Raw genomic sequence first — 12,055 nt, 5'->3', positions numbered from 1 at the left:
CGAGCCTGTCAGTCAACCAGCCGACTGGTAGATTACGTCGCCGATCATGGTGAGCTGGACGGCATCGGCGGCCAGGTCCGCGCCCCACGGGACGTGCAAGAGGACCAGGTCGGCCGGGGCGCCCGGGCGCAGGCGCCGCGGGGCGCCGCCCGGGTCCTCGGGAGGGGCGAGGTAGGCGTCCAGGGCGCGGCGCGGCGGCACCCGTTCGGCCGGGCCGAGCGTGCGCCCGGACGCGGCGGCGATGACCGCCCACGGGTCGAGCGGCCCGTACGGGGCGTCGGACGACAGGGCCACCGGCACGCCCGCTTCAATCAGCGACCGGCAGCGGTAGAGGTCGGGATGCTCGTCCGCCGGGACGTCGCGCGCGTAGTCGTCGCCGCGGTCGGCGAGGAAGCCCGGCTGGGTGACGACGGCCAGGCCGAGGTCCGCGATCTCGCCGATCAGCTCGTGCGGGACGAGCGCGGCGTGCTCGATCCGGTCGCCTGGCACGGACCCGGTCTCGCGCAGCGCCACCAGGAGCAGCACGAGCGCCTCGCGGGTGACGGCGTGGACGGCGACCGGACGTCCCGCCGCATGCGCGCGCCGGATCCGCCCGGTGAGCTCGTCCAGCGCGGGCAGCCCGGAGTCGGCGAGGACGATCTTCCAGGGAACGCCCGGCGACCGAGGGGCGCCGAGCAGGTGGACGCGCTGCGGCAGCGCCCCCGTCCGCGCTTCGGCCGTGATCGCCGCGACCGCCTCCGGGCTCAGGCCGGGCGTGGCGTCGGTGACCGCCGTGATGCCGAGCCGGGCGAGGTCGCGGCCGACGTCCGCCAGTCCCGGCGGTGCGCCGGGCGGGAGCCGTGAGCGCAGCCAGCCGTCGGCCCGCCAGATCCGCCCGGTCGGCGTCCCGGCGGCCTCGCGCTCGATCCCTGGATGGTCGGCCTCGTCCAGCCGGACGGCCCGCGCCGCGTGCGAGTTGAGCATCCACATCGCGCCGCTGCGGTGCTGGACGCGGATCGGATGCCGTCCGCACAGCCGGTCGAGGACGGCGCCGGTGAGGTCGCCCGCGACCGACTCGTGGTAGCCGACGCCGCGGATCCAGCCGTCCGGGCCGGGGGACGCGGCGGCAAGCACGGCGGCCAGGCCCGCCGGGCCGGTCACCTCCGGCGGGCCACAGCGGACGGAGTGCCGCGCCGCCGCCAGCGCATGCAGGTGCAGATGGTGATCGACCAGGCCGGGCAGCAGCGCCCCGCCCCCGCACTCGACGACCTCCTCCCCCGCCTCGCGCGGCACGGACGCGGCGATCTCGGCGATCCGGCCGTCCCGGACGCGGACGTCGGCGCGGCGGCCGTCCAGGAGTTCCGCGTCGCGCAGCAGAAGCCGCCCGGTCATGGGACCGGGATCCGCAGTTCCCGCAGGACTTCGGCGGTGTGCTCGCCGCTGCGGGCGGCACGTCCGGCCGGTGTCCGGTGCCGGGGCGCCGCGACGGCGATCGGTCCGCCGCTCGCGTCCACGACCCAGCCCTCCCCCTGGCGGCGCGCCGCGACGGACGGCGACGGCGGGCCCGGGTCGAGCGTGGCGGCGGCGACGGCGGTCATGGAGATGTCGTGCGGCACGCCGGGGGGCGGGGCAAGGGCGCGGGCCGCCGCGGTGAGCCCGGTGAGCGGGTCGGCGATGGCGTCGCCGCAGAACAGCGGGACGCCGCTTGGCTCGCGGGCGACGAGCCCGGCGCCCGCGGCGACGTCGTCCCCGAACCCGACCCGGTCGGCGGCACGGCCCGCGGCGGTGATCGAGATCCATGTTGTCCCGGCGGCGGCGGAGGCGTGCGCGTCCAGGCCGAAGCCCGCCAGGGCCCGGGGCCTGGACGCCTCGATCACGATGTCGGCCTTCTCGACCAGAGCCCGCAACGCATGGCGCCCGGACCGCTCACCCGGATCGAGCACGACCGACCTGTGCCCGGCGTGCAGGAGCCGGTAGAAGCCGGGGTGCCCGCGGCGCGCGCCGTCCGGACGCGACGGGGTCTCCACCTTCACCACCCGTGCGCCCGCGAGTCCCAGCAGATGCGCGCACAGCGGCCCGGCCCACAAAGCACTGAAGTCAACGACCAGGAGCCCCTCGACAGACCGTCCCTCACCGGGCAGCGGCATCTGGACCGGCGCGACCGGCCCGCCCGACGCGACCGGGCCTGCGGCCAGGCCCAGGAGCGTGGCGCGTTCGGCCAGCTCGGCGCCCGTGTGCGCGCGCAGCCACGCCTCGACCGGGGGCCACAGGCCGTCGTCGTCCGGAACCTCGGTGCCGATGAGCGCGCCCAGCAGCATCGGATCGTCCGGGCGGACGCACGACACCGCGGCCCATCCGTCGGCGGTCCTCAGCAGCCGGCACCCGACCCCGGCCGACACCGGCCCCTGCCGCGTGGCCCCGGTGAACGCGGCCCGCTCGGCGAGCAGCGCCGCCCCGTCCACCCGGACCGCGCCGCCGGTCAGCTCGGCGATCCGCGCCGCCAGGGCCCGCGCGCGGGTCGCGGCGCGGCCGGGCGGGACAAGCGGCGGGCCGTCCGGCCGCCCGGTCAGCGCGACGGCCCCGCTCGCCGCCCAGTCGGCGACCGCGTCGGCGGCCGGGTCGGATTCGGTCATGGTCTACTGAGCCTATGGTCGCGGTACCGATCACCGACCCGGCGGGGCTGGCTGCGGGCGCCGCGAGCCTCCCGCTCCTCGACGCGTCCGGCGGCCTGGACGCGCCGCTGCTGGCGGTCGATCTGCGGCACGGCGCCGTCCCCGGCCACGTCCTCGACGGCGCGATCGAGCGCGCCCGCGACACCGACCGGCTGCTGATCGGAATCACCGGCCACGCGGCCCTGCCCCCGACCACCCGCGCCCTCGCCGAAGCGCTCGACCTCACCCTCGCCGAAGGCGACGCGCAGGACGCGCCGCTCGTCCCGGTGCCGGACGCGGAGGCCGCGCTCGCGGACGTCGCCGCCGCCGTGTCCGCGCATCCCCAGGCCGCGCTCGTGCTGGCGCGCCTGCTCCGGATCACCCCGGCCCTCCCGGTCCGGGCCGCGCTGGACGCCGAGTCGTTCGCCTACTCCACGCTGCTCGGCGGCACGGAGTTCGCCCGGTGGCTGGAGGCGCGCGACCCGCGTGCCGAGGCGCCGCCAATCCCCGACCCGGTCCTGCTCGACCGCGACGGCGACCGGCTCACGGTGACCCTGAACCTCCCGGCGCGCCGCAACGCGCTCGGACGGCGGCTCCGCGCCGCGCTGATCGAGGCGCTCGGCGTGGCGCTCCTGGACGACACCGTGAAGCACGTCGTGCTCGAAGGCGCCGGGCCGGTGTTCTCCTCCGGCGGCGACCTCGCCGAGTTCGGCACCGCGCCCGACCCGTCCACCGCGCACCTCGTCCGGACGTCCGCGAGCCCCGGCCTGCTCGTCCACCGGCTCGGGGAGCGCGCCGAGGTCCGGATGCAGGGAGCGTGCGCGGGCGCCGGCGTGGAGATCCCCGCGTTCGCGGCGACGGTCCTGGCCGCGCCCGGCACCACCTTCCGGCTGCCGGAGATCGGGATGGGGCTCGTTCCCGGCGCGGGCGGGACGGTGAGCATCCCCCGCCGCATCGGCCGCTGGCGGACCCTCCACCTCGCCCTGACCGGAGCCCCGCTCGACGCGCCGACCGCCCTCGCCTGGGGCCTCATCGACGCGATCTCCTGAACCGCCAGCAGCCGAACCGGCTATGGCGGACGGCGATCGGCTCTGACAATATTCTTCTCGTTCACTAGTCAATAATCTGACTGTCGGGGGTCGGGTCCATGCATCCTTTCCGAGCGGCCGCCGAGGCCGACGATCACGAGGCGATCGAGGCCCTGCTCGCCGACGACGTCGTGTTCACCAGCCCGGTGGCGTACCGGCCCTATCCCGGCAAGGCGATCACGGCGGCGATCCTGCGCGCCGTGCTGCGGGTGTTCTCCGAGATCCGCTACGTCCGCGAGATCGGCGGCGCGGACGGCCGCGACCACGCGCTGCTCTTCGAGGCGAAGGTCGGCGACCTGGAGCTCACCGGGTGCGACTTCCTGCGGCACAACGACGACGGCCTGATCGAGGACCTGACGGTCATGGTCCGGCCGCTGTCGGCGGCCAAGGCCCTCGCGGCGGCCATGGCCGTGGAGTTCGACCGCGTCGAGCGCGAGGCCGCGGCCGGCTGACCCGCCCGGTGCGCGGGCTCAGATGAACGGCCGGTGACGATGTTGCGCGCATCGGACGTGGTGATCGGTTTCCCTTAGTAGGCTCGCGCGGGCAGTCGCAGGTCAGTCGCGGGCCGTCGCGGGTCGGGAGAGGAACCGGATCATTGAGCGTGATCAACATCGGGCAGGCCATCGTGCTCGGGATCGTGGAGGGCCTGACCGAGTTCCTCCCGGTGTCCTCGACCGGCCATCTGAAGATCGCCGAAGGGCTGATGGGCATCCCCGTCGAGGACGACGCGGTGGTCGGGTTCACCGCCGTCATCCAGGCCGGGGCGATCGCGGCGGTCCTGGTGTACTTCTTCACCGACATCCTCCGCATTGCCAAGGCGTGGGGGCGCGGCCTCGTCAAGCCGTCCGAGCGGTACCACCACGACTACAAGTTCGGCTGGTGGATCATCTTCGCGACGCTGCCCGTCGTGGCGGTCGGCGTCGCCGCGGACGACCTCATCCACGGCCCGCTCGCCTCGCTGTGGGTGGTCGCCGGGTCGCTGCTGGGCGGCAGCGTCGTGATGTGGCTCGCCGACCGGTACGGGCGGCACAAGCGCGGCGAGGACGACATCTCGCTCACCGACGCGATGCTGATCGGCTCCTCGCAGATCCTCGCGATGCTGTTCCCGGGCTTCTCCCGGTCCGGCGCGACCATGTCCACCGGGCTGCTGCTCGGCCTGGACCGGGTCGCCGCGACACGGCTGTCGTTCTTCCTGGGCATCCCCGCGCTGACCGGCGCCGGGATCTACGAGCTGCCCGGCGCGATGGGGACGGGCGCGGGCACGGTGCCCCTGATCGTCGGCACCGCCGTGTCGTTCATCGTGGCGTACGCGTCCATCGCCTGGCTGCTGCGGTTCGTGCAGCGGCACAGCTTCACCTCGTTCGTGATCTACCGGATCGCGATCGGCCTGCTCCTGTTCGCCCTCCTCGGCGCGGGAACGTTGAACGCCTGAGCCCCGCACGGTAGAGCGGGGCTGCCAGGTCGATCATCGCCAAGGCGCCGGACCTGTCGTGCCCGCTGCTCGGCCTGTTCGGCGAGGACGACAGGTTCCCGGCCCCCGACGAGGTCGCCGCGCTGGACGCCGAGCTGACGCGGCTCGGCAAGGAGCACGAGTTCCACACCTACGCCGGGGCCGGGCACGCGTTCTTCGCCGTCGAGCGTCCCGCGTTCCGGCCCGCCGCCGCCAAGGACGGCTGGGAGAAGATCTTCGCCTTCTACGGCCGCCACCTGAGCGCCTGACGACCACGTCCCGAGAGGAGACCGCGATGTGCACCCACCAGACGATCACGATGGACCCGGCCTGGCGTCCGCCGGGCCCTCGGCGAACCGGAGTGCGGGCGCGGGCTGACCCCGCGGGTCAGCCGCCGGCGTGGGCCTTCTTCAGCGCGGCGATGTCGAGCTTGCCGTGGGTCGCCAGCATCGCCTCGGTGGCGCGCTTCGCCTTCTCGGGATCGGAGTCGCCCACCAGCTCGTAGAGCACCTTCGGGACGACCTGCCAGGACACGCCGAACTTGTCCTTCAGCCACCCGCAGGGGGCCTCCTGCCCGCCCTCGACGAGCCGGTCCCAGTAGTAGTCGACCTCGTCCTGGTCGTCGCAGTGGACCATGAAGGAGATCGCCTCGTTGAACGTGAACTGGGGGCCGCCGTTCAGGCCGAGAAACTTCTGCCCGTTGACCTCGAACTCCACGGTCAGCACCGCGCCCAGCTCACCCTGGCTGGCCTCCTGGACCCGCGTGACCCCGCCCAGCGCGCCGTTCTTGAAGATGGAGAGGTAGAAGTTCGCCGCCTCCTCGGCCTGCCCGTCGAACCACAAGCACGTGGTCAGCTTCTCGTCGGCCATCGGAACCTCCCTGTGTCGGATCGTTGTCGGCAATGCAGACCCGGCGCGTCCCGCGAACTCATCGCTGCCGCCACAAGAATTTCCGGACGATGATCCGGCCCGGCGGGTGTCAGGAGTTCCGGCGGGCGCGGGCGCGGCGCTTGCCCTCGTGCATGGCCTGGACGCGGGCGATCGGGATCGTGTGGCCCTCGGCGACCAGATCGTCGGGGAGCCGCTGCGGGGACGGCATCAGCTCGCCCCACACGTCGCGCTCGCCCAGCAGGCCGGCCGCGTTCCGGATGGTGAAGTCCCGCGGCGCGACGCCGTCGAGCTCGTCCCACGGGACGGGGAACGAGACGGTCGCGCCGGGGCGGATGCGGGGGCTGTAGGCGGCGACGACGGTCGCGCCGCCCGCGCGGGTCGAGTCGAGGAAGACCTTGCCGGCGCGGTCCTCCCGGATGAAGGCCGTCGTGGCGAGCGCGGGATCGAGGCGCTCGGCGCGGGCGGCCAGGGCCCGGGTCGCGGCGGCGACGTCGTCTGCGGCCTGGGCGGCCTCCAGCGGCACGAACACGTGCACGCCCTTGGCACCGCTGGTCTTGACCGCGCCCTCAAGGCCGCAGTCGTCCAGCGCGCGGCGCACGAGGTGGGCGGCCTGGACGACGGCGCCGAACCCGCCGCCCTCGGGCGGGTCGAGGTCGATGACGAGATCGGTGGGACGGTCCCACGCGTCGGCGCGGACGAGCGGCGGGTGGTACTCGACGGCGCGCTGGTTCGCGAACCACAGCAGCGTGCGGCGGTCGTCGCACAGCGCGTAGGAGACCTCGCGCTGGGACGTCTCCGCCCACACCGACACCGTCCGGACCCACGACGGCGTGTATTTCGGAGTGTTCTTCTGCATGAACGGCTCCTGGCCCGGCCGGACGCGCTTGACCGACAGCGGCCGCCCGGCGAGCTGCGGGACGATGCGCCCGGCGACGGCGTCCAGGTAGTCAACCAGGTCGCGTTTGGTGGCGTCCGCCCCGTCGAACAGCGGCTGGTCGAGGTTCGTCAGCCGGACCCCGTCCCGTTCCTCTTCGTCGCTCACCCGCCCAGCTTCGCACGCCGGTAGGTCAAAACCACCAACCCGGTGCGCTGCGCAGGAGGGACGCAGAGCGGTGAAGGTCACTTTTGCCGCAATCCCCGCCGGAGTGGGGCAGGCTTGAACGGTGAACGCTCATGTGACGAGTCCCCGGTTCGTCGGGCGCGTGCGGGAATCGGCCGCGCTCGACGACGCGTACCGCGCCGCGCGGGACGGGTCGCCGTCCGCCGTGCTGCTGGGCGGCGAGGCGGGCGTGGGGAAGACGCGGCTGGCCGGCGAGTTCGGGGCGCGGGCCCGCGCGGACGGGGCGCGGGTCCTGGTCGGCGGCTGCCTGGAGCTCGGCACCGAGGGGCTGCCGTTCGCGCCGTTCACGGCGGCGCTGCGCGGGCTCGTCCGGGAGATCGGCGTGGACGGGGTGCGCGACCTGCTCCCCCAGGGCGCGGGCGCGGAGCTCGGCCGGCTGCTGCCCGACTTCGGCGAGGCCGACGCCGACACCTTCACCGGCGAGGCCAGGGCCCGGCTGTTCGAGCTGGTGCTGACGCTGCTGGAGCGGCTCGCCGCGGCGTCGCCGGTCGTGCTCGTCATCGAGGACGCGCACTGGGCCGACACGTCCACCCGTGACCTGCTGACCTTCCTCGTCCGCAACCTGAGCGCGGGCGCCGCGCTGCTGGTCCTCACCACCTACCGGACCGACGAGCTGCACCGCTCGCATCCGCTGCGGCCGCTGCTCAGCGAGCTGGAGCGGGTGGAGCGGGTACGGCGCGTGGAGGTGGCGCGGCTCGGCCGTGACGAGGTCGCCGAGCTGGTCCGGGCCGTCCTCGGCGAGGCGTGGACCGCCGCCGTCGCGGAGGAGATCTTCGCGCGCAGCGACGGCAACCCGCTGTTCGCGGAGGCGCTGCTCGGCTCGCGCGACGATCCCGAGCTGCCGGAGTCGCTGCGCGACCTCCTGCTCGGCGCCGTCCACCGGCTGCCGGAGGAGACGCAGGAGATCCTGCGGGTCGCGGCGGGCGGCGGCGAGCGGATCGAGCACGAACTGCTCGCCGCGGTCGCGGGCGCCGACGAGCGGGCGCTGAACGGCGGCCTGCGCCCGGCGGTCGCGTCCAACACCCTGGTCGTGGACGGCGACGGGTACGCGTTCCGGCACGCGCTGATCCGCGAGGCCGTCCACGACGACCTGCTGCCCGGCGAGCGGACGCGGCTGCACGTCCGGTACGCGGAGGTGCTGGAGGCGCAGCCCGGGCTGATGCCGTCCCGGCAGCGGCTGATCACGCTCGCGCACCACTGGCACGCGGCGCACGACGCCGGCAAGGCCCTCGCCGCCGCTTGGCGGGCGGCCGGCGAGACGCGCAAGGCGCTCGCCTACGCCGAGTCGCTGCGGATGGCCTCGCGCGTGCTGGAGCTGTGGGACCGGGTGCCGGACGCGGCGGAGCGCATCGGCGTCCCGCAGGCCAAGGTCATCGAGAAGGCCGTCACGCTCGCCCATCAAGCCGGGGAGCACGACATCGGGATCAGGCTCGCCACGGCCGTGCTCGCGGAGACGCGCGACAACCAGGTGGACATCGACCCCATGCGCAGGGCCCGCCTGTACGAGCAGCGCGGCCTGATGGCCATGAAGCTCGGCCGGGACGAGGCGATCGACGACCTGCGCGAGGCGGCCCGGCTCGTGCCCGCCGACCCGCCGAGCGAGACCCGCGCCCGCGTCCTCGCGACGCTCGCCTACCAGACCCACGCGCTGCCCGGCATGCGGGACGAGGCGCACGCCGCCGCCGAGGAGGCCCTGTCGGTCGCGCGGGCGGTGGGCGACGTCCAGGCGGAGATCCACCTGGACCTCTGGTTCGCGTGGGACGAGCTGTTCCGCGACGGCGACCTGGAGGCGTTCCTCGCGCGCACCGTGCGGGCGGCCGACCGGGCGGAGGAGATCCGCGCGTTCGAGCCGCTGCTGCGCGCGCTCACCAACCGGTCCGACATCCTGGAGATGTGCGGCCGGTCGGCGGAGGCGGCCGACGTCGCCGCGCTCGGCGCGGCGAAGGCCGACGAGTACGGGCTCGGCCGGACGACCGGGACGTTCCTGGCGTTCAACACCGCCGAGCCGCTGTTCTCGCTCGGCCGCTGGGACGAGGCGCTCGCCGTCATCGACCGCGCCCTCGCGCAGGACCCGCCCGCGCTCATCCGGGGCAGCCTGAGGTTCCTCGCCGGCGGCATCGCGGCCGACCGCGGCGACCTGGACGGCGCGGAGCGCGCGGCCCGGGAGGCCAGGCGGCGGATCCCGCACGGCGCCGCCCGCCGCGCCCAGGACCTGTTCCCGGTCTGCCGCCTCGACGCGCTGATCGCCCTCGGCCGGAATCGCCCGGCGGACGCACTGGAGGCGATCAAGCCCGTCCTGGCCGATCGCGGCCTGCCGGACGAGTCCCGCTACGCCCTTCCCGGGCTGGTCGTCGCGGCCACCGCCTGCGCCGACCTCGGCGACCCCGGCCCGCTCGCCGCGCTGCGGGCCCGTGCCGCCGGGATCCGCGTGTACGGGCCCGTCCAGGAGGCGCACCGGCTGACGTTCCTCGCGGAGGCGGCCCGCGCCGAGGGCGTCCTCGACCCGGACGCGTGGGACGCGGCGGTGAAGGCGTGGGACGCGCTCGACCGCCCCTATCCGCTCGCGTTCGCGCTGACCCGCGCGGCCGAGGCGCACGCTGGGCAGGCCGGGCACGACCGGGACGGCATCGCCGCCCGGCTCCGCCGCGCCGCCGCCATCGCCGACGATCTGGGCGCCGTCCCCCTCCGCGAGCGCGTCGATCTGCTGGCCCGCCGCGCCCGGGTCGACCTGGGCGGCGCGCCCGCGTCCCGTCCCGGGCTGGGCCTGACCCCGCGCGAGGCCGAGGTGCTGCGGCTGGTCGCCGAGGGGCGCAGCAACCGGGACATCGCGGGGGCCCTGTTCATCTCCGCCAAGACCGCGAGCGTGCACGTGTCCAACATCCTGGCCAAGCTGGGCGTCTCCACCCGCACGGAGGCGGCGGCCACGGCCCATCGCCTGCGCCTCTTCGACTGAGCTCCCGGCGCCACCGCTTGGTCAGCTGGGACGCCAGGGGGAATCCGCGGAGGTCGGACGGGAGTCGGCGGCCACCCGGAGTGCGTAGGTGGGACGCTCGGCGCCGTCGAGCGGGCCGAGATAGGCGTGACCCGTCAGATGGCACCAGGCGGGCAGGTCGATGGGGGCCACCGGGTCGGTGGCGATCAGGTGGATGACGGTGCCGGGCGCCAGTCCGGCGATGTGGCCGCGCAGCTCCAGCAGGAGGCGCACGCAGGAGCGGTCGCCGCCGTCGATCACCACTGGGTCCGAGCTCATGCCCTCTCTCCCGGGTCCGGCCTCATCGCGAACCTAGCAGCGCCCTGGGAGATATTTGCAACTAAGGCACGATATGGCGGTCAGAGCATGGTGGCGCGGGCGAGGGCGCCGGGTTCGGGTCCCGCTTGGGCGACGACGAGGCCGTCCGGAGTGCGGATGCTGGAGTGCCCGGCGGCCGGGTCGTAACCACCGCCGGCCCGGCCCGCGAAGCTCGCGAAGCCGACCCAGAGGCGGTGGCCGGTCGCGGCGCGGTGGGCGCGCTCGCTCACGACGTCCGGATCGTTGTCGCACACGCCCGCGAGGTAGGCGTCGATGCCCAGGGCGGCGGTGTCGGCGACGTGCCGCGGGACGCCCGTGTCCCTGCAGACCGCCAGGCCGAAGCGCCAGCCGTCGACGCCGATCACGGCGGGCCCACTGCCGGGCCGGAACCGCACGGCCTCGGCGTCGCCCAGGTTGATCTTCCGGTAGGCGACCGTGACCCCGGCGCCGTCGACGCGGAGCATGGCGATGTACGAATCCACTGGCGCGCCCACGAGGGCGACGGTGCCGGTCTCCGCACAGGCGTCGACGAGGGGCGCCAGGCGCGGGTCGGCGGGCTCGATGTTCTCAGCGTCCAGTTCGTATCCGCTCAGGGAAAGCTCAGGAAACAGGACCATCCTGGACCGCGCGGCGCGGATCGTCCGGGCGTGCGCGGCGACGTTGGCATCGACGTCGCCGGGCGTGCAGGGCGGCTGGGCCACAGCCAGGGTCAGCGGCGTGGGCATGCGAACCACCAAACATGACAAATCGGGATCAATCAATGATGGACGGGATCGTCGCCGATATGGCGGATCGACATCCCAGACTTGACCGTTCCTTTCAGGTTCCGCCCAGGTTCGGGGCTTACAGTCGCAGAGAGGTACCCCCCGCTGTCATCCAGGTGAGGAACTCGACTTTGGGGCGGACGATGGATCTCGGAGTGGCACGAGTGGAGATCACGGAGACCTGCGGCACGCTGTCGTTCCCGGACGAGGTCGACGTCAGCAACGGCGAGGCGATCCTCGAACAGGCCATGCGACTCCTCGACACCGGGACACCCGCCCTGATCCTCGACCTGACCGGCTGCAAGTTCTGCGACTCCAACGGCCTGAACGTGATCACGCGCTCGCAGGTGCGGGCCACCGCGCTCGGCGTCCCGATGTGGGTGGTGCTGCCGTCGCGCGGCATCGTCCGCCGGGTCTCGGACGTCGCGGGCCTGCAGCGCCGCGTCGCCATCGCACCGGACGTGACGACCGCCCGCGAGGCGCTCGCGGCGTCCGCCCAATCCTGACTGGCACGCTCCACAACGGCGCCGCCGCTTTCCCGAAACCCCGCCGCGCCCCGCGGGAGATCTCTTTACATGATCTTGTGATGGCGCTGATGGCGGAGACTTGCGGACGGGGCATGGATGCCTAGGACCGACGGCCCCGGAGAGCTGGAGCAGGAGCGCGCACATGCAGGTGAAGCTGGAGGCGGAACTCGGCCGCATTCCGATCCTTGAGGTGGCGCCGGTGGTGGGGTGCGGGCGGTGGCCGGCCAAGGCGGTGGTGGGTGAGACGGTCGAGGTGTCGGCGACGGTGTTCCGTGAGGGGCATGAGCGGCTGGGTG

General features: G+C 74.3%; 13 protein-coding genes. 7 read left to right on the top strand and 6 right to left on the bottom strand.

Translation table 11 applies throughout. The features are described 5' to 3' along the window. Nucleotides 1-12: 12 nt before the first annotated feature. Nucleotides 13-1,371, bottom strand: coding sequence for an amidohydrolase family protein (locus ACH34S_RS18930; RefSeq protein WP_395953994.1), 1,359 nt, complete (start codon nt 1,369-1,371; stop codon nt 13-15). Beyond that, complete coding sequence (locus tag ACH34S_RS18925; protein WP_395953993.1) at nt 1,368-2,612, bottom strand: CoA transferase; 1,245 nt, start codon at nt 2,610-2,612, stop codon at nt 1,368-1,370. The genes ACH34S_RS18930 and ACH34S_RS18925 overlap by 4 nt, the downstream gene beginning before the upstream one ends. Before the next feature lie 14 nt (nt 2,613-2,626). Here ACH34S_RS18925 and ACH34S_RS18920 point away from each other — a divergent pair, with 14 nt between their 5' ends. From ACH34S_RS18920 to ACH34S_RS18905, 4 genes are all read left to right on the top strand, one after another. Then, complete coding sequence (locus ACH34S_RS18920; RefSeq protein WP_395953992.1) at nt 2,627-3,679, top strand: enoyl-CoA hydratase/isomerase family protein; 1,053 nt, start codon at nt 2,627-2,629, stop codon at nt 3,677-3,679. A gap of 98 nt (nt 3,680-3,777) precedes the next feature. Then, nucleotides 3,778-4,170, top strand: a complete 393-nt coding sequence (locus tag ACH34S_RS18915) for a nuclear transport factor 2 family protein (RefSeq protein ID WP_395953991.1) — start codon at nt 3,778-3,780, stop codon at nt 4,168-4,170. Between the two features lie 149 nt (nt 4,171-4,319). Further along, on the top strand, nt 4,320-5,150 hold the full coding sequence (locus ACH34S_RS18910) for an undecaprenyl-diphosphate phosphatase (RefSeq protein ID WP_395954538.1): 831 nt from the start codon (nt 4,320-4,322) through the stop codon (nt 5,148-5,150). 32 nt (nt 5,151-5,182) lie between these two features. Further along, on the top strand, nt 5,183-5,437 hold the full coding sequence (locus tag ACH34S_RS18905; protein WP_395954537.1) for a dienelactone hydrolase family protein: 255 nt from the start codon (nt 5,183-5,185) through the stop codon (nt 5,435-5,437). 118 nt (nt 5,438-5,555) lie between these two features. Here ACH34S_RS18905 and ACH34S_RS18900 read toward each other — a convergent pair whose 3' ends face one another. Both ACH34S_RS18900 and ligD read right to left on the bottom strand, forming a co-directional pair. Further along, a complete protein-coding gene (locus tag ACH34S_RS18900; RefSeq protein ID WP_395953990.1) occupies nt 5,556-6,038 on the bottom strand; it encodes a VOC family protein in 483 nt (160 codons plus the stop codon). 109 nt (nt 6,039-6,147) lie between these two features. Beyond that, complete coding sequence (ligD, locus tag ACH34S_RS18895) at nt 6,148-7,101, bottom strand: non-homologous end-joining DNA ligase (protein WP_395953989.1); 954 nt, start codon at nt 7,099-7,101, stop codon at nt 6,148-6,150. Between the two features lie 121 nt (nt 7,102-7,222). Between ligD and ACH34S_RS18890 the strand changes: the two genes are divergently transcribed. Next, nucleotides 7,223-10,132 carry an AAA family ATPase gene (locus ACH34S_RS18890; protein WP_395953988.1) on the top strand — a complete coding sequence of 970 codons (2,910 nt, stop codon included), beginning with the start codon at nt 7,223-7,225 and terminating at the stop codon, nt 10,130-10,132. A gap of 21 nt (nt 10,133-10,153) precedes the next feature. On the opposite strand, the gene ACH34S_RS18885 is transcribed toward ACH34S_RS18890, so the two are convergent. Both ACH34S_RS18885 and ACH34S_RS18880 read right to left on the bottom strand, forming a co-directional pair. Beyond that, entirely contained in the window at nt 10,154-10,429 is a 276-nt protein-coding gene (locus ACH34S_RS18885) for a sulfurtransferase TusA family protein (RefSeq protein ID WP_395953987.1), read from the bottom strand. An 80-nt stretch (nt 10,430-10,509) separates the two neighbouring features. Continuing rightward, nucleotides 10,510-11,193: a carbon-nitrogen hydrolase family protein gene (locus ACH34S_RS18880; protein WP_395953986.1), complete on the bottom strand. Its 684-nt coding sequence runs from the start codon at nt 11,191-11,193 to the stop codon at nt 10,510-10,512. A 194-nt stretch (nt 11,194-11,387) separates the two neighbouring features. Between ACH34S_RS18880 and ACH34S_RS18875 the strand changes: the two genes are divergently transcribed. Continuing rightward, on the top strand, nt 11,388-11,738 hold the full coding sequence (locus tag ACH34S_RS18875; RefSeq protein ID WP_395953985.1) for an STAS domain-containing protein: 351 nt from the start codon (nt 11,388-11,390) through the stop codon (nt 11,736-11,738). A gap of 163 nt (nt 11,739-11,901) precedes the next feature. Continuing rightward, the coding region (locus ACH34S_RS18870) for a maltotransferase domain-containing protein (protein ID WP_395954536.1) at nt 11,902-12,055 on the top strand (154 nt) is incomplete at its 3' end.

Origin of the sequence: Actinomadura sp. 3N508, assembly GCF_044326375.1 — a bacterium.
Classification (GTDB): domain Bacteria; phylum Actinomycetota; class Actinomycetes; order Streptosporangiales; family Streptosporangiaceae; genus Spirillospora.
Note: the sequence above shows the minus strand (reverse complement) of the source record. Positions and strands in the feature narration are given on the sequence as shown.

What these genes read in the sequence shown, in the direction of transcription:
- ACH34S_RS18930 (WP_395953994.1), bottom strand. Translation starts at nt 1,371, where the DNA reads ATGACCGGGCGGCTTCTGCTGCGCGACGCGGAACTCCTGGACGGCCGC.
- ACH34S_RS18925 (WP_395953993.1), bottom strand. Translation starts at nt 2,612, where the DNA reads ATGACCGAATCCGACCCGGCCGCCGACGCGGTCGCCGACTGGGCGGCG.
- ACH34S_RS18920 (WP_395953992.1), top strand. Translation starts at nt 2,627, where the DNA reads ATGGTCGCGGTACCGATCACCGACCCGGCGGGGCTGGCTGCGGGCGCC.
- ACH34S_RS18915 (WP_395953991.1), top strand. Translation starts at nt 3,778, where the DNA reads ATGCATCCTTTCCGAGCGGCCGCCGAGGCCGACGATCACGAGGCGATC.
- ACH34S_RS18900 (WP_395953990.1), bottom strand. Translation starts at nt 6,038, where the DNA reads ATGGCCGACGAGAAGCTGACCACGTGCTTGTGGTTCGACGGGCAGGCC.
- ACH34S_RS18885 (WP_395953987.1), bottom strand. Translation starts at nt 10,429, where the DNA reads ATGAGCTCGGACCCAGTGGTGATCGACGGCGGCGACCGCTCCTGCGTG.
- ACH34S_RS18880 (WP_395953986.1), bottom strand. Translation starts at nt 11,193, where the DNA reads ATGCCCACGCCGCTGACCCTGGCTGTGGCCCAGCCGCCCTGCACGCCC.